The 18,330-nt window shown below is 67.4% G+C and carries 16 protein-coding genes and 2 pseudogenes; 14 read left to right on the top strand and 4 right to left on the bottom strand.

Annotated elements, in window-relative coordinates; translation table 11 throughout:
• The 14 genes and pseudogenes from VGP60_RS27510 to VGP60_RS27445 all read left to right on the top strand — a co-directional run.
• Window positions 1–496, top strand: a pseudogene (locus VGP60_RS27510) (2-oxoacid:ferredoxin oxidoreductase subunit beta); the annotation flags it as partial.
• Window positions 497–510: 14 nt separating this feature from the next.
• Window positions 511–738: pseudogene (fdxA, locus tag VGP60_RS27505) on the top strand (ferredoxin); the annotation flags it as partial.
• A gap of 98 nt (window positions 739–836) precedes the next feature.
• On the top strand, window positions 837–1,283 hold the full coding sequence (locus tag VGP60_RS27500) for a nuclear transport factor 2 family protein (protein ID WP_327551014.1): 447 nt from the start codon (window positions 837–839) through the stop codon (window positions 1,281–1,283).
• A gap of 120 nt (window positions 1,284–1,403) precedes the next feature.
• The gene (locus VGP60_RS27495) at window positions 1,404–3,764 is read left to right on the top strand and encodes an acyl-CoA dehydrogenase (RefSeq protein ID WP_327551013.1); all 2,361 of its coding nucleotides are present in this window, start codon (window positions 1,404–1,406) and stop codon (window positions 3,762–3,764) included.
• Window positions 3,761–4,501, top strand: a complete 741-nt coding sequence (locus tag VGP60_RS27490) for an SDR family oxidoreductase (RefSeq protein ID WP_327551012.1) — start codon at window positions 3,761–3,763, stop codon at window positions 4,499–4,501. The genes VGP60_RS27495 and VGP60_RS27490 overlap by 4 nt, the downstream gene beginning before the upstream one ends.
• Window positions 4,498–5,256: an SDR family NAD(P)-dependent oxidoreductase gene (locus tag VGP60_RS27485; RefSeq protein WP_327551011.1), complete on the top strand. Its 759-nt coding sequence runs from the start codon at window positions 4,498–4,500 to the stop codon at window positions 5,254–5,256. The genes VGP60_RS27490 and VGP60_RS27485 overlap by 4 nt, the downstream gene beginning before the upstream one ends.
• 490 nt (window positions 5,257–5,746) lie before the next feature.
• Window positions 5,747–7,306, top strand: coding sequence for an AMP-binding protein (locus VGP60_RS27480; protein ID WP_327551010.1), 1,560 nt, complete (start codon window positions 5,747–5,749; stop codon window positions 7,304–7,306).
• The gene (locus VGP60_RS27475) at window positions 7,303–8,382 is read left to right on the top strand and encodes an NAD-dependent epimerase/dehydratase family protein (RefSeq protein ID WP_327551009.1); all 1,080 of its coding nucleotides are present in this window, start codon (window positions 7,303–7,305) and stop codon (window positions 8,380–8,382) included. Before VGP60_RS27480 ends, VGP60_RS27475 begins: the two co-directional genes overlap by 4 nt.
• A 76-nt stretch (window positions 8,383–8,458) precedes the next feature.
• Window positions 8,459–9,739, top strand: coding sequence for a cytochrome P450 (locus VGP60_RS27470; RefSeq protein ID WP_327551008.1), 1,281 nt, complete (start codon window positions 8,459–8,461; stop codon window positions 9,737–9,739).
• Window positions 9,740–9,835: 96 nt separating this feature from the next.
• The gene (locus VGP60_RS27465) at window positions 9,836–10,591 is read left to right on the top strand and encodes an SDR family oxidoreductase (protein WP_327551007.1); all 756 of its coding nucleotides are present in this window, start codon (window positions 9,836–9,838) and stop codon (window positions 10,589–10,591) included.
• A 50-nt stretch (window positions 10,592–10,641) separates the two neighbouring features.
• Window positions 10,642–10,836: a ferredoxin gene (locus tag VGP60_RS27460; protein ID WP_327551006.1), complete on the top strand. Its 195-nt coding sequence runs from the start codon at window positions 10,642–10,644 to the stop codon at window positions 10,834–10,836.
• 84 nt (window positions 10,837–10,920) lie between these two features.
• Window positions 10,921–12,867 carry an FAD-dependent oxidoreductase gene (locus VGP60_RS27455; protein ID WP_327551005.1) on the top strand — a complete coding sequence of 649 codons (1,947 nt, stop codon included), beginning with the start codon at window positions 10,921–10,923 and terminating at the stop codon, window positions 12,865–12,867.
• Between the two features lie 23 nt (window positions 12,868–12,890).
• Window positions 12,891–13,466: a nuclear transport factor 2 family protein gene (locus tag VGP60_RS27450; protein WP_327551004.1), complete on the top strand. Its 576-nt coding sequence runs from the start codon at window positions 12,891–12,893 to the stop codon at window positions 13,464–13,466.
• A 128-nt stretch (window positions 13,467–13,594) separates the two neighbouring features.
• The gene (locus tag VGP60_RS27445) at window positions 13,595–14,554 is read left to right on the top strand and encodes an SDR family NAD(P)-dependent oxidoreductase (RefSeq protein WP_327551003.1); all 960 of its coding nucleotides are present in this window, start codon (window positions 13,595–13,597) and stop codon (window positions 14,552–14,554) included.
• Between the two features lie 76 nt (window positions 14,555–14,630).
• On the opposite strand, the gene VGP60_RS27440 is transcribed toward VGP60_RS27445, so the two are convergent.
• The 4 genes from VGP60_RS27440 to VGP60_RS27425 form a co-directional block, all read right to left on the bottom strand.
• Window positions 14,631–15,587 carry a hydroxymethylglutaryl-CoA lyase gene (locus tag VGP60_RS27440; protein ID WP_327551002.1) on the bottom strand — a complete coding sequence of 319 codons (957 nt, stop codon included), beginning with the start codon at window positions 15,585–15,587 and terminating at the stop codon, window positions 14,631–14,633.
• Window positions 15,584–16,789 carry a CoA transferase gene (locus VGP60_RS27435; protein ID WP_327551001.1) on the bottom strand — a complete coding sequence of 402 codons (1,206 nt, stop codon included), beginning with the start codon at window positions 16,787–16,789 and terminating at the stop codon, window positions 15,584–15,586. The genes VGP60_RS27440 and VGP60_RS27435 overlap by 4 nt, the downstream gene beginning before the upstream one ends.
• Window positions 16,789–17,376, bottom strand: a complete 588-nt coding sequence (locus VGP60_RS27430; RefSeq protein WP_327551000.1) for a VOC family protein — start codon at window positions 17,374–17,376, stop codon at window positions 16,789–16,791. Before VGP60_RS27430 ends, VGP60_RS27435 begins: the two co-directional genes overlap by 1 nt.
• 68 nt (window positions 17,377–17,444) lie before the next feature.
• Window positions 17,445–18,248, bottom strand: coding sequence for an acyl-CoA thioesterase (locus VGP60_RS27425; protein ID WP_327550999.1), 804 nt, complete (start codon window positions 18,246–18,248; stop codon window positions 17,445–17,447).
• Between the last annotated feature and the right edge of the window lie 82 nt (window positions 18,249–18,330).

Raw genomic sequence — 18,330 nt, 5'->3', positions numbered from 1 at the left:
GTTGGACTCCGACAAGAAGGGCCTCACCGAGGTCCTCCAGGCCGCCGCCGAGCACCGCGGGTCGGCGCTGGTGGAGATCTACCAGAACTGCCCGATCTTCAACGACGGCGCGTTCGATGTGCTGAAGGACAAGGACGAGGCTGTCCAGCGGCTCATCCCGTTGCGCGCCGGTGAGCCCGTTCGCTTCGGCAGGGAGGGCGAGTACGGGGTGACTGTGGGTCGCCGGGGTGGGCTCGACATCGGCGAGGTCAGCGACATCGGCGAGGACAATCTCGTGGTGCACGACCCGACGATCATGGACACCTCCTACGCCTTCGGGCTCTCGCGTCTGGGCGATCAGAACCTGACGCATACCCCCGTCGGCATTCTGCGGCAGGTCAGCCGGCCCACCTACGACGACGCTGCCCGGGCCCAGGTCGAGCACGCGCGCAACGCCCGCAAACCTGACCTGCAGGGCCTGTTGCGCGGCAAGGATATCTGGACCGTCGGGAGCTGAAAGAGAGGAAGACCGTGCCCTACGTGATCGCGGAACCGTGCACCGATGTCAAGGACAAGGCATGTGTGGAGGAATGTCCCGTCGACTGTATTTCCGTGGGTGAGCGAATGCTGTACATCAATCCCGACGAGTGTGTCGACTGTGGCGCCTGCGAACCGGTCTGCCCTGTCGAAGCCATCTACTACGACGACGATCTCCCTCCGGAGTGGAGCCAGTACAGCAAGCTCAACGCCGACTTCTTCGCGAAACCGGCCAGCTGACAACGGCACGCCCTAACCAAACGATGTATGGTAATGTGCGCCTCGATCGCGCACTTCGGCAGTCATCAGGCAAGGAGGCCATGATGGACGAACGGCAGCGCAACCTGGTTCTGGCCCGGCAGTTCATGGACGCGGATGACCGCAACGACTCGGTCGCCATCGCGAATATGTACGCCGAGGACGGCATTCACATCGTGACAGGGACCACGGCGATCTCTGGGGTGTACACCAAGCAGCAGATGCTGGCCGCCGCGGGCGGCATCTTCGCGCCCTTCCCCGACGGGCTGCGGATGAAGGTCCACAGCATGATCGCCGATGGCGACCGGGTCGCCGTCGAGGTCGAGTCACACGGGCGGCACGTGTCCGGTGAGGTGTACAACCAGCATTACTTCTGGATGTTGCGGTTCCGCGACGGGGAGATCGTCGAGTCCAAGGAGTATCTGGACACCGAGCTCGTGACCCAGGTCCTCTGCCGGCAGCAGTTGACTGCGCCCGCCCAGCCCTTTACGAGGCAGGCGGCGGATTAGGGCGTGTCCCGTGGCCGTGTCCTAGGACCGCGCCGATCGGCCGGCCTGCTTCGGCCTGCCACATCGGAGGAGTTGTTCAGCACCGCGAACGCGGCGCCGACAGGAAAGGCTAGGCGACACGTGAGTTTCGTCCTGGGTGAGGACGCCGAGGAGCTGCGGGGCATCGTCCGTGGGTTCCTGGAGAAGTGGTCGGACGAGACCGCGGTCCGCAGACTGATGGAGACAGAGTCGGGCTACGATCCCGCGGTTTGGGTCCGGGCCGCACAGGAGCTCGGCCTGCACGGCTTGGCCCTGCCTGCGCGGTTCGGCGGCAGCGACGCCACCGCTATGGAACTAGGGGTCGTGTTCGAGGAAATGGGCGCGGTGCTGTTCTGCGGGCCGTTCCTTGCCTCTGTCGGCCTTGCCGCCACCGCGCTGCTCGAGCTGGGCGACGAGCAGGCCGCCGCGGCGCATTTGCCGGGCATCGCCGACGGCACCACAGCCGCGACATTGGCTTGGGCTGGTCGCCACCCGTCGGTGAGCGGGCTGAACGCCGTCGAAACGGCAGCGGGGTGGGCGGTCACCGGGACGGCCCCGGTGGTCGTCGACGGAGCCACGGCGGACCTGGTGCTGGTCGCGGCGGCCACCGCAGCTGGGCCGAGCCTGTTTGCTGTCCCCGCCGGGGCTGCCGGCCTCGTCCGTATCCCGCTCATCGCGCTGGACGGCACGCGCAAGCTGGCCGAGGTGCGGTTCACGGATACTCCGGCTGTCCTGCTCGGTACCGAGGGTGGCGCGGGCGCGGCGTTGGACCGCACAGCCGACCTCGCCGCCCTGTACCTGGCCGGGGAACAGCTCGGCGGCGCGGCGCACGTTCTCGCCACGGTGGTCGAGTACGCCAAAACCCGGGTCCAGTTCGGCCGGGCGATCGGGTCGTTCCAGGCGATCAAACACCGCTGCGCGGACATGCTGGTCGACATCGAGTCCGCGCGGTCGGTCGTCTATCACGGGCTGTGGACGGCAGCGCACGACGCCGAGCAGTTGCCGGTGGCGGCCAGTCTGGCCCGCGCTGTGGCTTCGGATGCCTACCAGCGGGTGGCCGCCGACGCGATTCAGATCCACGGTGGCATCGGGTTCACCTGGGAGCATCCGGCGCATCTGTACCTGAAGCGGGCCAAGAGCAGCCAGCTGCTCCTCGGCACTCCCGCTCAGCACCGGGCGCGGCTGGCCGAACTGCTGGATGTACACCACGGCGGTGTGGCCATCGCGCCGGGCCTCGACGCCACCGGCCCCGCGCACGGTGTTCCCGATGACGCGGCGGCGCTCACCGAGGTCGTCACCACGTTCCTGCGGGACCACCCTGCCCCCGCGCCCGACGACGTCCTCGCCGACCGGTCGTTCCGTGAGGCTCGGTTCGACGCGGGCTTGGCGTTCGTGCAGTTCCCCGACGGTCTTGGTGGCCGCAGGCTGGACTCGTCGCTGCAATCGTGGGTGGAGACGCACTTTGCCCGCGCGGGTGCGGCGGATCATTCGGCGCGCAACGTGATCGGTCTCGGGATGGCGCTGCCCACCATCCACGCGCACGGCACCGCGGAGCAGAAGGCGCGTTACTTGCGGCCGGGTTTCTCCGGGGAGGAGATCTGGTGCCAGCTGTTCTCGGAGCCGGGCGCAGGATCCGACCTCGCGGCACTGGCCACGCGGGCCGTGCGCGACGGGGACGGGTTCGTTGTGAACGGGCAGAAGATGTGGACGTCGCTGGGACACGTCGCGCGGTTCGCGATCCTGCTGGCTCGGACCGACCCGGACGTGACCAAGCACAAGGGCCTTACCTACTTCCTCCTGGACATGCGCGCACCGGGAGTGGAGGTTCGGCCGCTGCGCCAGATCACCGGCGAAGCCGAGTTCAACGAGGTTTTCCTGACCGACGTGCGGATCCCTGCGGCGAACGTCCTCGGAGAGGTCGGCGGCGGCTGGGGGGTCGCGATGACCACGCTGGCCAATGAGCGGGTCTCGCTCGGCGGCCGCCCTTCCGAGCGCGGCGAGGGGCCGATCGGGCAGGCGGTGGTGGCTTTCGCCGGCGCTCACGCGGCCGGTCGCGTCGACGCCGCCACCACGGAACGGCTGATGGTGCTGTGGACGCGTGCCGAGGCCGCGCGGCTGACCAACGTCCGCGCGGCCGCGCAGGTCGGCCGAACGCCCGGGCCGGCGGGCTCGATCGCGAAGCTGCAGATGGCGGAGCTGAACAAGGCGATCTACGAGCTGTGCGTCGATCTATCCGGTGAGGCAGGGCTGCTCATCGACGGCTATGCCGAGTCCGCTCCGGATTTCGCGGCGGTGCACGGCGGGGCCGACGTCCGGAAGGCCTACCTGCGTTCGCTGGCCAACTCCATTGAAGGAGGCACCTCGGAGGTGCTGCGGAACATTCTTGGCGAACGTGTCCTCGGGCTGCCTGGCGAGCCCCGCACTGACCGCGACACCCCCTGGAAGGACGTCCCCAGATCGTGAGCATCTCATTCGATTTCAGCGGTCGCACCGTGATTGTCACCGGTGCCGCACAAGGCATCGGGGCGGGAATCGCCGCCCTCTTCGCCGCGGCCGGGGCGCGGGTCGCGCCGTTCGATCTCGACGCCGACGCACTGAAGGCCGTCTGGGGTGAGCGCAGCGACGTGATCGCACCGCTCGCCGTCGATGTGGCCCATGAGGACGCGGTGGCGGCAGCGGTCGAGGACGTCATCGGCTGGGCGGGCGGTATCGACGTCGCGGTCAACAACGCCGGGATCACCCGCGACGCCGTGGTCTGGAAGATGACCGCCGCCCAGTGGCAGCAGGTGCTCGACGTGCACCTCGGGGGCACCTTCCACCTGACTCGTGCCGTGGTGCCGGCCATGCGTGCGGCTGCGTACGGCCGCATCATCAACGTCACGTCCTACACGGGCCTGCACGGCAACATCGGCCAGGCGAATTACGCCGCCGCGAAGGCCGGGGTCATCGGGTTCACCAAGACCGTAGCCAAGGAAGTCGCCCGCTTCGGGATCACGGTCAACGCGATCTCGCCCAACGCCGCGACGGCGATGGTTGCCGGGATCCCGCAGGAGAAGCTCACCGAGTTGACCCAGGCGATCCCGGTCGGCCGGTTCGCCGAACCCGCCGAAATAGCCCCGGCGGTGGGATTCCTGGCCTCAGCGGAGGCCGGTTACCTCACGGGAGCCATACTGCCCGTCGACGGCGGGATGTCGATGTGAACGTCGAGGGAGCGGTCGCGCTCGTGACCGGCGGTGCCTCCGGGCTGGGCCGGGCGACGGCGGAGCGGCTGCGCGCCGACGGTGCCCAGGTCGTCGTCTGTGACCTGCCGAGCTCCGACGGCGCGGTGGTCGCGGAGAAGCTCGATGCGGTATTCGCACCCGCCGACGTCACCTCCGAGAGCCAGGTGCGCAACGCCGTCGCGGCCGCCGCCGGGCTTGGCCCACTCCGGATCGTGGTCAACTGCGCGGGCATCCCGGAGGCGATCAAAGTTCTCGACCGTGCTGGGAAGGCCAGCCCGCTGGACCGGTTCACCCGCACGGTCGCGGTCAACCTGACGGGCACCTACAACGTCCTGCGGCTGGCCGCGGAGGTGATGACCGGCAACGAGCTCGACGACGGCGATCGCGGGGTGATCGTCTCCACCTCGTCGGTAGCAGCGTTCGACGGCTCCGTCGGACAGGCCGCGTACAGTGCGTCGAAGGCCGCGATCGCCGGGATGACCCTGCCCATCGCACGCGAGCTCGCCGATCACGCGATCCGGGTCGTAGCCATCGCGCCGGGAATGTTTGAAACTCCGCTGTTTCTTGGCCTGCCGGAAGCCGCACAACGGTCCCTCGCCGATCAGGTGCCACACCCTCGCCGGATGGGCCGTCCTCCGGAGTTCGCCGACTGCGTCGCGTTCATCGTCGGCAACGCCATGGTCAACGGCGAGACGATCCGGCTGGACGGCGCGATTCGGATGGCGCCGCGGTAAACCAGGAGTAGTGCGAGGGGCCCGCATCGGCCGGGTCCTGATGGGTGTTTCTCATGAGTTCAGCGCTCCAAAGCGATCAACGGTCGCTTTTCGGGTGCGTTGGTTTCGAGGTTGAGTTGTCCTTTGAGGACGTCGTTGACCGGCTCGATCCACTGCGGTATCACGGCGAGATCGGCGGACCGTCGTGTTCGTCCTTGTGGTGAGGGCGGACGGCAGCACACCGATCTGCTCGGCGGCGAAACGCTCGATGGCCTGTCCGGCCGGATCCTTGTCGGTGGGCACAACCCTTACGTCCCATGGGACAGCGAGATCGTGGGCGTGCCCCAGCAGTTCTTTGTATCAGCGTCAGGCGGGCGTTGGCCCGACTGGCCAAACCGTGTTAGATTAATTGGAGTCGGAGCCGTTGGCTGATGTGTGGTCGTCCCTGATTCGACGACTGACCTTCACGCGGTGTGACTTGCCCTTCATGGGCTTGGAGTGGGAGATAACGATGTCGAACCTCGCCGGTGATTGGGTTGCGTACCACGCCCAACGCGCGCCGGACAGTGTGGCTCTCGAGAGCGCGGACTCCGGTGCCACGACCACCTGGGGCCAACTGGAGGAACGCGTGGCGCGGGTGTCCGGCGTCCTGCTCGGCCCGGGCCGGCTGCACCGCGGCGACCGAGTCCTGGTGCTGAGCGAGAGCGACACCCGCAACTTCGAGCTCCAGTTCGCCTGCATGCGGATCGGCGCGATCTACGTCCCGTTCAACTGGCGCCTGTCGCAGGCGGAGCTGTCCGCCCTGTGTGAGCACTGTGCCCCCGCCCTGGTTGTGCACGACGACAGTCTCCGGGAGACGGCCGAGCTGCTGGCGCGCGAGGCGGGGGTTCCCCGGCTGTCCTGGGGCGGCTTGGGTGAACACGCCGAGTTGGACTACGAATCCGAACTCGGCCTCGCCGATCCGGTTGGCCCGTCCACCGAGAACCTGCTCGACGAGCCCTCGCACATCCTTTACACCTCCGGCAGTACCGGAACGCCGAAAGGCGTGATCATCACCCCGGCGAACATCATCTGGAACTACCTCAACAGCCAGAGCGACAAGCAGATCGACGGTCCCGCGTGCAAGTTCTTCAACCCGCTGCCACTGTTCCATGGCGGTGGGCTCACAGCGCTCTCGCTCCCGATCCTGCTTGCCGGCGGGTCGGTGGCCGTCGCCCGGCGGTTCGACGCAGACCAGGTGGCCGCCGCCCTCGGTGACCCGGCCCGCGGGGTCACGCACATCACCGGGGTCTTCGCCACCTACAAGATGATCACGGAGTCCGCGCTGTGGCCCGAGGCGGACCTGTCGGGCGTGAAGTACCTGGAGATGGGCGGCAGCCGGATACCGGCCTGGCTGCAGGACGCCTTCCGCGCAAAAGGGCAGGTACTGCAGAGCGTCTACGGTGCCACCGAGACCGGGCCGGCGGTGATGCAGATGCCCCAGGAGCACGCAGCGGGCCGGCCGGACTCGATCGGCAGGCGGGTGCTGCACACCCAGGTTCGGCTGGTCACTCCGGAGGGACAGGACGCCACGCCAGGTGAGATCGGCGAGATCTGGGTCTCGGGACCGAGCATCACTCGCGGCTACTGGGGGCAGGAGCACAAACACGACGAGTTCTTCAGTGGCAGCTGGTTCCGCACCGGCGACGCGGCGTACCGGGACGATGACGGCTTTTACTATGCCGTCGACCGATTCAAGAACATGTACAAGTCGGGCGGCGAGAACGTGTTCCCGGCCGAGGTGGAGGCGGTGCTCGCCGACTGTCCCGACATCGCGGAAATCGCCATCATCGGGGTTCCGGACAGCAGGTGGGGGGAGACCGGGCTGGCCATCGTCGTGTCCCACGGCGGTGTGGAGCTGACCTCGGCCGATCTGGCCGCGTTCTGCGGCGATCGGCTGGCCCGCTACAAGGTCCCCACCCGGGTCGTGATGACGGACTCGCTTCCGCGCAATGCCACCGGGAAACTTGATTTGCCGAGGATACGCGCGACTTACCAGCAGCAGTCTGCGCCGGCGGAGAGCAAGGCATGAAGGCACTTGTCATCGGCGGCACCGGTCCCACCGGCCCGCACATCGTCGAGGGCTTGAAGACTCGGGGCTACGAGGTCGTGTTGCTCCATCGTGGCTTGCACGAGGATGGCGCACCCGCTGACGTCGAGCACATCCACACCGACCCCTACTCGTCGGACGCGTTGTCCGAGGCGCTCAAGGGGCGTCACTTCGATGTCGCCCTCGGTCTCTACGGTCGTGTCCGGGCCATCGGGGAGGCGGTCCGGGGGCATTGCGACCATCTCGTCTGCACCAGCGGGATCGCTGTGTACCGAGGCATGGGCGACCCTGCCTCGACCTCGCCCACCGGGATGGCCGTCCTGGCCCGTGAGGACGCTCCGCTGGTGGATCCCGAGAACGGGAAACCGCGTCTGGCGGCCGCCATCCGCAGGGCCGAAGATTCCGTCCTCGCGCTGGGCGCGGCCGGCGAGTACCGCGTGTCCGGAGTCAGGTATCCGCAGGTCTACGGTCCACGGAACAGCATTCCGTGGGAGTGGCCCGTCCTCAAGCGGCTGCTCGACGGCCGCACCAGGATGATCGTCCCCGACGACGGTCTCTGGATCGTCAGTCGCTGCGCCGCCCGGAACGCGGCGGAGCTGGTACTGGCCATCGTCGACAACCCCGACGTTGCCGAGGGCCAGTACTACAACATCGCCGACGACGAGCAGTTCACCGTGCGCCAGCTCGGGGAGCTGATCGCCGAGGCTGCCGGACGGAGCATCGACTTCATCGGCGTGCCATCGTCGATCGGGCGGTCCGCGTTCGACGACTTCGTGGCCCCGGGCGGCCGCCCCCATGCGCTCGTCGACATCAGCAAGGCCCGTCGCGAGCTCGGCTACCAGCAGGTCGTGTCACCCCGGCTCGCCCTGGCCGAGACGGTGGCGTGGCTTACCGCGAATCCCGTGGGCCACGAGCAGTATCCGAACTATCACCCGTGGCTCGACTACGAGTCGGAGGACCGGATCCTCGACGCCTACCTGGCCGCGCATGACCAGCTGCAAACGTCGCTGGCGAAAAAGGAGGCGGTGGTCGTGGGCCCGGGCGAGCTGTCCCACTGAGAATCCCGACCGCGCCGGATCGGCGGACCCGCCGATGAGGTGCAGGCCGTCACCGAATTTGAAACGAGGTGTCGCGATGTTCGACCATCACAGTCGTGAGCATGCAGAGAACTGGCGTGCGGTCTACGCGGAGGCCCGCGGTTCCTGCCCGGTTGTGCACTCGGACAACTATGGCGGTTACGAGGTGCTTACCCGGCATGCGGACGTGCTGGCCGCGGCGACCGATTTCCGCCGGCTGGCCTCGGGCCGCACCACAGCCGCGGACGGCTCGCTGGAAGGCGGGATCGGGATCCCGTCGAGGCCGGTCCGGATCGGGTTCCTCGAGATGGATCCGCCCGAATCCACCAAATATCGTCGCCTGATCAACAAATGGTTCACCCGCGGGGCCATCGAGCGGGGCAGGAGCCGGATCGTCGAGATCGCCAACTGGGCGATCGACCAGATCGCCGAGGAAGGAGCGTGCGACGTCATCGGCGACCTTGCCAGCCCTTTCCAGCGGACGGTCCTGCTCGACATGCTCGGTCTGCCGCTGGACGTCTGGCACGCCTACAAGAGCGATCTCGACGAGGAACACGCTGCCGCAGGTGGCAGCGCCGAGGTCAAGGGACCGGAGGTGGGCATCGCGAAGCAGGCCGAACGGGCCGCGCTCTTCGCCTACTTGCACGATCACCTGCAGGAGGAGATCGTTCGGCAGCGACGGGACGGCGGGCCGGGTCTGGTCGCCGACCTCGTTGCCGCTGAGGTTGACGGTGCCCCCATCACCCAGGAAGTCGCGACCGAGCTGGTGATGATGCTGGTCGGCGGCGGGGAGGAGACCACAGTCGCCACCGTCGCGAGCATGCTGCTGCACCTCGCCACCGCCCCGGACTGGCGAACACGGCTGCGCGAGGATCCCTCGGCGATCCCGGTCGCGGTCGACGAGATCCTCCGGTACTACTCGCCGGCGTCCAGCCTGGCCCGCACCGTGGTGGAGCCGGTGACGATTGACGGCCACGAGTTTCACCAGGGTGACCGGGTCCTTCTCGCGTATTCGTCAGCCAACTACGACGACGAGGTCTTCAACGATCCGGGCTCGGTCGACCTGGCCCGAACGCCGAACCCGCACTTGTCCTTCGGGGCCGGCGCGCACCGGTGCATCGGGGCGCTGCTGGCCCGCGCGAACGTCGAGTGCTTCGTGGGTGAGTTTCTGCGTCGAATACCCGACTTCGAGATCGAGCCCACTACGGTGCACCCGGCCTTCGAGGTCGTGGACCGCATCAACACCTACTACTCCATGCCCATCCGGTTCTCGCCGACGGTCCGAGAAGGCAGCAGCGGCAAGGTGCCGGTGTTGCTCTCCCCGCGCATCCAGCCCTGACCACTGAGTCCGGACGGACCGGGAGGTCTGTCAGGTCAACCATCCAAGAAGGACAGAGGTGAAGACGTGAGTCGCTTTGCTGGTGCAGTGGCGTTGGTGACCGGCGCAGGGAACGGGATCGGCGCCGCGACCGCGGAGACCCTGGCGCGGCAGGGAGCCAAGGTCGTCGTGACGGACCTCGACGAGGCCGCCGGGGCGGCGGTAGCGAAACAGATCAACCAGGATGGCGGATCCGCCATGAACCTTGCCTTCGACGTCGCCGACGAGGCCGGCTGGGCTCGTGCGGTACCGGCGGTGGAGGACCAGTGGGGCCCTGTCTCCTTGCTGTTCGGGAACGCGGCGGTGACCTCCCCTTCGCAGCTTGGCTACGGAGTCGATCTTGCGGACCTGCCGGTCGAACTATGGGAGAAGGTCATGCAGGTCAACGTGGGTGGAAACCTGCTGGCGTGCAAGCACGTGATCCCGTCGATGCTTCGAGCGGGCGAGCCGGGTTCGATCGTGTTCACATCCTCGGTCCTGGCGTTGCGGGGCAAGGCCGTCGGTCTGTCCTACGGCGTCTCGAAGGCGGCGTTGCTGTCGTTGACCCGTTCCATCGCGGTCGGGTACGGCAAGGACGGGATCCGGTGCAACACGATCGCCCCTGGCGCGGTGGCGACGCGGATCTTCGCGGACGCCGATCCGCAGCGGATCTCCGCCTTGGAGGCGCTCGTGCCGCTGGCACGTCTGGCCTCCGCCGACGAAGTCGCGAACGTCGCCGCGTTCCTGCTGTCGTCCGAGTCGTCGTATATCACCGGTCAGACCCTGGTCGTCGACGGCGGCATGACGATGCGGTATCCGGTGCTCGATGCCTGACGACACCGGCAGGGATCCCCTTTTGTTTACGATCACCGAGGAGTAGGCCGTTGAAGACCACCATCGATCCTGACCGCTGCGTGGGACACGGCATCTGCGCGATGATCTGCCCCGACGTGTTCGCCGTCGGTGACGACGGGTTCGGAACCGTCCTCGACGCCGGAAACGACGACTCGTTCCGTCCGCTCGTCAATGAGGCCGCCGAGAACTGCCCGGAAGGAGCGATCTCGGTCACCGCCGAATGATCAAGACCGCGAGGTGCCACGGCCCATCCGGGCCGGCTACCCGCGATGTCGGTTTCCCACCACCAGACCGAGGATTGGAGACGCATGCCCGAGTCAACGGAGACTGAGTTCCCGACGTTGCTGTCACCTTTGCGCGTCGGCAGTATCGAGCTCCGCAACCGCGTCGTCGTGACCGCACACGGCACGACGACGAAGTTTCGCGACCCGGATATGAGCCCCGGGCAGTACATCGAGTACGTCCGGCGGCGGGCGGCGGGTGGCGTCGGATTGTTCATCGCCCAGCCCGTGATCCCCAACCCGCTGGTTCCGATCACCGCGGAGACGGTCGACCGCCATGGCCGGCTCGTCGAGGTGGTGCGCGCCGAGGGCGCCGCACTCCTGCTGCAACTGGCGCACCTCGGCCTGTTCGGACGGACCGACGCCGGGATCGGAATGCCGCCGCTGTGGAGCTTCGAAGAGGGTCAGTCGTTGGCGGGCGAAGCGAGTCATCGGATGACCGACGAGGAGATCGAGGCCGTCGTCGCCGCCTATCGCGATACCGCGAGGTTCGCGGCCGAGGTGGGTTTCGACGGGGTTGAGGTCCACGCCGGACACGGCTACCTGATCCAGCAGTCGCTGACCCCGGCGACGAACTCCCGTGACGATCGCTGGGGCCAGGACCGGACACTCTTCGCCCGCTCGATCGTCAAGCAGGTCCGCGAGGCGATCGGTCCCGACGGTGTGCTGAGTTTCCGGACCGCCACCGACGACCTCATCTCCCCGGCCGCGGGCGGTCGCGGCGCCGAGCAGATCGCGCGCGACCTGGGCAGGATCTTGTCTGGAGGTGGTGTGGACATGGTCAACACCACTGTGGGCGACGGCAACCGCAGCTACACGGTTTCCGTGCCGGGCTACCGCTACCCCGAGGCGCCGAACATCTCGTTCCTGGACCGTCTGCGCAGCCTGGTGGACATCGACGTGCCTGTCGTCGGTGTCGGCGGCATCGTCTCGCCGGCTGTCGCGGAGAAGCTGCTGACCAACAACCAGTGTGATCTCGTCGCGATGACCAGGGCCCACATCGCTGATCCCGATCTGGTCGCGAAGGTCCGGAGTGGTCAGTCGAAACGCGTGCGCCCTTGCGTACGAGCGAACCTCTGTGTCGATCGCCGTCTGGCTGGGACCGTCGACATCGGGTGCATGCACAACCCGGAGGTGCTGCGCGAGCGCGAGTTCGCCGCGACACCGGCCCCCCAGCAGAAGCGGGTGATCGTCGTCGGCTCCGGACCGGCCGGGCTCAAGGCGGCGGAGATCGCTGCCCGCCGGGGCCACCGAGTCGAGGTGTTCGAGGCCGGTTCTGTCGTCGGCGGGCAGCTGCGACTCGCCGAGCACACTGCAGCCGCGCGACTGACTGCGGCACTCGACTACCTGGCCAGCGAGCTCGTCGAAGCCGGTGTCACCCTGCATTTGGAGACTCCCGTGGACGCCTCGCTCCTTCGAGACAGCGGAGCGGACTCGGTGATTCTCGCGACCGGCGCCCGATCGCTAACGGGTGGTGAGGCGCTGCCCGGCGGTGAGACCGGTCGTGTCCTGTCGATGGCTGACGCCCTCACTTCGGAGATCTCCGGAGACGTCCTCGTCTACGACGGAATGGGGACCAGCGAGGCCGCGCTCGTGGCGGAGACCTTGCACAAGCGGGGATGCCGCGTCACCTTCGCCACCAGCTTCGAGGTCGTCGCGCCCTTCGTCGGGCCGACACAGCGATGGGAAATCCCGGGCCTCCTGCGCAACACGCTCGAGGCCGTCCACGTCAGCACCACGATCGAGTCCGTGGACAAGGACGTCGTCCACCTCGTCCGCGAGAGCGGCCGCGACCGGGCCTTCGACGAACGGGCCCACTACATCGTCGCTGTTGTCCCACCGGTGCCGAACACCGGGCTGGCGACGGAACTGACCCGCCTGCAGATCCCGCACCAGCTGGTCGGGGACGCCAATGCACCGAGAACCGCCTGGCAGGCCTTCACCGAAGGGCAGCTGGCCGGTCTCGCCGTCTGAATTCGGAAACAAGGGAGCTTCGGATGAGCAATTCAATTACCGAGTCAGCAGATCGGGACCAGGTGCCGGGGGAGGTGCTGCGCCGGCTCGCCGACGAGGCGGAGATCCGGGCTGTTCTCATGGCCTATGCCCGCGGCGCCGACCGCTGCGACATCGAATTGTTGCGATCGGTCTATCACCCCGACGCCTACGACGACCACGGATTCTTCGCGGGCGGGGTGGAGGAATTCCTGGAGTGGTTCCGTGTTCGGCACCAGACGATCATCCATTCCGTACATTTCCTGGGCAATATCTCGATCGAATTCGTCACCGGCAGCGTGGCGCTGGCCGAGACCTACGTCAGGTCGTCGCAACGCTCGTTGCGCCCCGATCTGGACGAAGGTTTTGTCGAGGACCACCAGGCGTTGGCGCGCTTAATCGACCGGTTCGAGCGACGTGACGGTGCGTGGCGTATCGCCCATCGCCTGGTGATCTTCGAGACCTCTGAGCACCGGGTTGTCCCTGCGGACAACGGTTTTCCGGCTGCGGTCACGGTGGCCCTTCACTCGATGGACGATGCCAGCTACGCGTTCCGTCGTGAACACCGCGTCACCAGTTGAGGTGGAGGCCGTGGCGCACGCGGTGACAAATGAGCCAGAAGGCCGGCAGCACATCAGCGTTTGGTGATGCCGCGCCTGAGGTCCGCCGATGGCGGAATGCACACGATAGAAGAACTGTAGGAGCACATATGGTCGCCATGGACGTTGATAATGGACTTGTTGACCGAGTGGCCATTGTCACGGGAGCTGGCGGAGGCCTTGGACGCAGTCACGCGCTGGCCCTGGCCGCGGCCGGCGCGACTGTGGTCGTGAACGATCTCGGGGTGGCTACCGACGGGAGCGGATCCGAGGAGCTTGCGGCACAACGGGTGGTCGACGAGATCCGCGCCGCCGGTGGTCGGGCGATCGCCAGTACCTCCGACATCGCCACCTGGTCGGGCAGCGAGCAACTCATTCACGACACCGTCGACCGATTGGGGCGTCTCGATATTTTGGTCAACAACGCGGGTATCGTCCGCGACGGACCTATAGCGGATATGACGGAAGATGATCTGCACGCGGTATTGGCCGTGCACCTTGCCGGGATGTTCGGGCCGATGCGTCACGCAGCCTCGTACTGGCGAGCGTCGCCTGCGGCCGCGACCGGAGAGAAGCGCCGGGTTATCAATACCACGTCACCGTCGGGATTGTTCAGCATCGGGAACGCGAACTACTCCGCGGCCAAGGCCGGTGTCGCCGGTGTCACGGCGCTCGCCGCTCGGGAGTTGGCTTCCTACGACGTCACCGTGAACGCGATCGCGCCGCGCGCGATGACGCGGATGACGCAAGACATACCACGTATTCAGGCCGGCGCATCGGCGACGGCGACAGGACTCGTCCCCTATGCGCCGGAACATGTCAGCACGCTTGTCAGGTGGCTCGCGGACGACAAGGCTGAGTCCGTGTCCGGTCACGTTTTTCTTGTCTACGGCGGCTTCGTGGGGATCGTCGACGGCTGGACCACCGGTCCTGTAGCGCGCAGCGAGTCGGGCTGGGGTGTCACCGATCTCGACGAGATCGTGCCGAATCTCGTGCGGCACGCGGCCCCGGTGGCCGGGAAAAACGGCGAGCGTCCTGCCGAAGACGCGCTCACCATCGGAACCCAGTAAACAGATGTCGACCGCAAAATGCAGCTCGAGCCGCTGTCCGCGACATGTCAACTCGCGGACAGCGGCGCGCGGGTAATCAAGAGCGAGCGACCGACCACGGGAACGCCATCGCCCCGCCCCGCGCTCCTTGGACGGCCCGCGATCGGTTGGGCTCGCCCAACTCGGAGAGCAGATTCTCGCCGAGGTCGATGAGGCGCTCGAGCGCCGATGGCACGAACCAGTCTGGACGCAATGCGAACAGCAGGTCCTCCGTCGCGGTGTTGCCGCTCGCGCCCGGTGCGAACGGGCATCCGCCCAATCCTCGCAGGGTGGCGTCGACGGTGTCAGCGCCCGCGGCGATCGCCGAGAGCGTATTTGCCACTCCCTGACCCCAGGTGTCGTGTCCATGGAAGACGAGGCCCCGGCCCTGCGCCGCGGCGCGCACGTCGCTCACGAGTGCGCCCACTTCGGCGGGGGAGGCCTGGCCCAGCGTGTCGCACACGACGACGTCCGATGTTCCCTGTGCGAGCGGGCTGGTCACGATCTCGAGTACTCTGTCCGGTTCGACGGGGCCGTCGAACGGGCAGGTGAACGCCGTGGCAAGGCAGAGCTGGACGCGGCCTCCCGCGGCATCGGCCATCTCCACGGCGCGGGGGATGGCCTCCAGGCTCGCCATCGTGTCGCGACCGACGTTGGCCCGGTTGTGCGCGTCCGATACGGACAGGCAGTACTGGAGGTTGCGGGCACCGGCCGCGAGCGCTCTCTCGACGTGCCGTGGTGTCGCCACCCATACCCAGCACCGGTGTCGCTCCTCCTCGTCGAGTGCGGCGACGACGTCGAGCGTGTCGGCGAGGGGCGGCACCAGATCGGGCCTGGCCAACGAGCCGATCTCGAGTTGCGGAACGCCGATTCGGAGCAACTCGCGGGCGAGGGCGATCTTGCGTTCAGTGGACAGAAGCTTGCCGGTGAGCTGCAATCCGTCGCGCAGGGTGACGTCGCGCAGGGTTACTGCCCGCAGTGCGTCGGCGGTCGGGAAGTGGGCCGATGCGGTCATCGTGTCGACTCCAGGATCGAGGCGAGCACCTCGGCGGTGTGCTCGCCGAGATCGGGTCCCACCGACCTGATCGGCAAGGAACGGTCGCCGAGGACGGGGACGATGCCGGGGAAGCCGACCTCGCGGGGAATGTCCTCGCCGACGTCCACCGGCAAGTACTGGATCATGTTCCGGTACCGGTACTGCTCGTCGGCGCAGATGTCGGCGGCCGTGTAGATCGGGCCTGCCGGTACATCGGCTGCCTGCAGTATCGCGAGCACCTCCGCCCGGCTGCGCTGTGACGTCCACGCGGCGATCGCGTCGTCGAGTTCGTCGCGACGCCGCCATCGCTCGGCGTTGTCGCGAAGCCCGAGGTCCGCGGCCAGATCGGGTCTGCTGATGCCGGCCATGAGCCGGCCGAAGATGGCGTCGCTGTTACCTGCGACCACGACCTCGCTCCCATCGGCGCACGGGTAGGCGTTGGACGGGGCGATGCCCTCCATCCGGCCTCCCGTGCGTCGCCGCTCGACGCCGTGGGCCGAGTGGTCGGGGATCAGGGACTCCATCATCGACAGCACCGATTCGCTCAGCGCCACGTCGACGACTCGTTCCACGAGGTCGCGGCGCTCGTCTGCCGGCCGGGCCGTCTCCCGCCGGTAGAGCGCCATCATGGCGCCGAAAGCCGCGTAGAGGCCGGCGATGGAATCGCCGATTGACACACCGGTCCGCGCCGGTGGACGGTCGGGTTCACCCACCAGCGCGCGAAGTCCGCCCATGGCCTCGGCGACGGCGGCGAAGCCCGGCCGGTCAGCGAGTGGCCCGGTCTGTCCGAACGCCGAGATCCTGACGAGCACGATGTCCGGATTGACCGAGTCGAGCGCGTTCGGCCCAAGTCCCCAGCGCTCCAGTGTGCCCGGCCTGAAGTTCTCCAGAACCACGTCACAGCGTGCGACGAGGCCGAGTACCGCGGCTCGTCCCTCTGGCGTTCGAAGATCGAGCACCACGGACTTCTTGTTGCGGTTGATGGTGCGATACAGCAGCGAGGTCTCGCCGGAGTGCAGCCGCCACCGCCGCACCTCGTCGCCGGTCAAGGGGCGCTCGATTTTGATGACCTCGGCGCCGAAATCGGCGAGCAGCCGGCCGGCGGTGGGGGCCGCGATGTAGTTGCCGAGCTCGAGGACGCGCACGCCGGCGAGTGGCTGCGGGGCAGAAGGAGGCACCATCAGATGGCGGTGGCAGCGTGCGAGATGTCCTGCTCGGCGGCCTTCTCCGCGGCACGGCGTGCCTGGAAGTTCGGCGAGCGGTGCTGGACGCCTTCGTAGTCCGGCACTTGCGCCGGCGTGTCGTCCGCCAGCAGCTCGGCCGCTTCGCGCTCGTCGTCCGCCGTGAGCGGCTGGGTGTCGAAGGTGAACTCGACCAGCGTGCCGTCGGGGTCACGGGTGTAGACCGAGTGAATGAACTCGTGCTTGACCTCCAGCACGTTGTACCCGAGGTCGAGCCATCGGTCCTTGGCGGTCTCCAGCCCCCCGATGTCGTGGCAGTCGAAGGCGATGTGGTTGATCCAGTAGGGGAGGTCGCCGACGATCCCGCCGCGCCATTGGTCCGGCTCGACGACGACCCCCTCGATGCCGCGCAGGTCCCAGATGGCGAAGTACTGGCCCTCCCCGGTGTCGTAGAAGATGTGCTTGGTCCAGCCGCCTTCCGGAGTCTGGCGCTTGACGACCTTCTTGAGCTTGAAGCCCATCGCTTCCGTGTAGAACTTGTGCGACTTGTGAACGTCCTTCGACGCCACGGCGACGTGGTGGAACATGGGGATCGCTCCTTTTGTTGTCGGGTTCGGCGTCGCGGTTGGCGACGCCACGGCTCGGATGCGGCCGGTCAGGCCGGATCGATGGGCAGAAACGTCTGCTCCTGAGAGACGGTCGCGAAGAGCCGGCCGAGCGGGGAGCTGAACGTGCCCGTCACATAGGCCCGGTACTCGTCGGCGACCGGCACGCTGCATTCATGTCGCATCCAGTCATCGGCGCGGAAGGTGCGGTGAAAACGCACCGAGAGGTCAACGCTCTCGGCCGACAACGGGGATGAGACGCCGTCGGGAACCTGTGCACGAGCCATCAGGAGATCCGCCGTGAAGACGACCGCGGCGGCATGAATCTGACGCAGGTCAGGCAGCTCCTCCGTGCACCGCACCCAGCTGCGGGCGGTGGCGGTGTGCACGGGTTCGAGATCGCGGAACTCGAGGACGCTGACCGCGGGGCCGGCGTGGGCCAGCTTGTGCGGATCGGGCCAGTCCTCCGGCGTGCCGAGCTGATGGACCGGGGGGCGGCCGGATCTGACGGTCTGGAACGCGACGGTCGTCACGGCCAGCGTCGTGGTTCCTTGTCTCGCGCGGACGAGCCGTGTCGAGACGTCGCTCGTCTCACGTAGCGTCTCGACCAGATACTCCACTTCGAGGGCGGGATCCCCGGCCGCCAGGTGCATGGCGTGTACCGAGTGGATCCAGCGCCATGACGTGTCGACGGTATGGCCGGCGGCCACGGCCGACTGTGCGGCGATCAGCCCGCGGCGATAGTGCTGATCCGGCTGCGACACGTCCCGCCCGATGAAGAGCCGCTCCGCGCGCTCGCGCAGCTGCAACAGATCCTCGATCCGGAGTGATCGAGACAGGGTCTCGTGCGTCATGACCTCACCTCAACTACAAATCTAACGGTGATTGGATCGAAAGGCAACGGCGGCGAGGACACTTGCGTCGAACGGTGTTAGG

Origin of the sequence: Amycolatopsis sp. (assembly GCF_036008905.1) — a bacterium.
Classification (GTDB): domain Bacteria; phylum Actinomycetota; class Actinomycetes; order Mycobacteriales; family Pseudonocardiaceae; genus Amycolatopsis.
The sequence above is the reverse complement of the archived record's forward strand: the minus strand, read 5'-3'. Positions and strand labels throughout refer to the sequence as shown.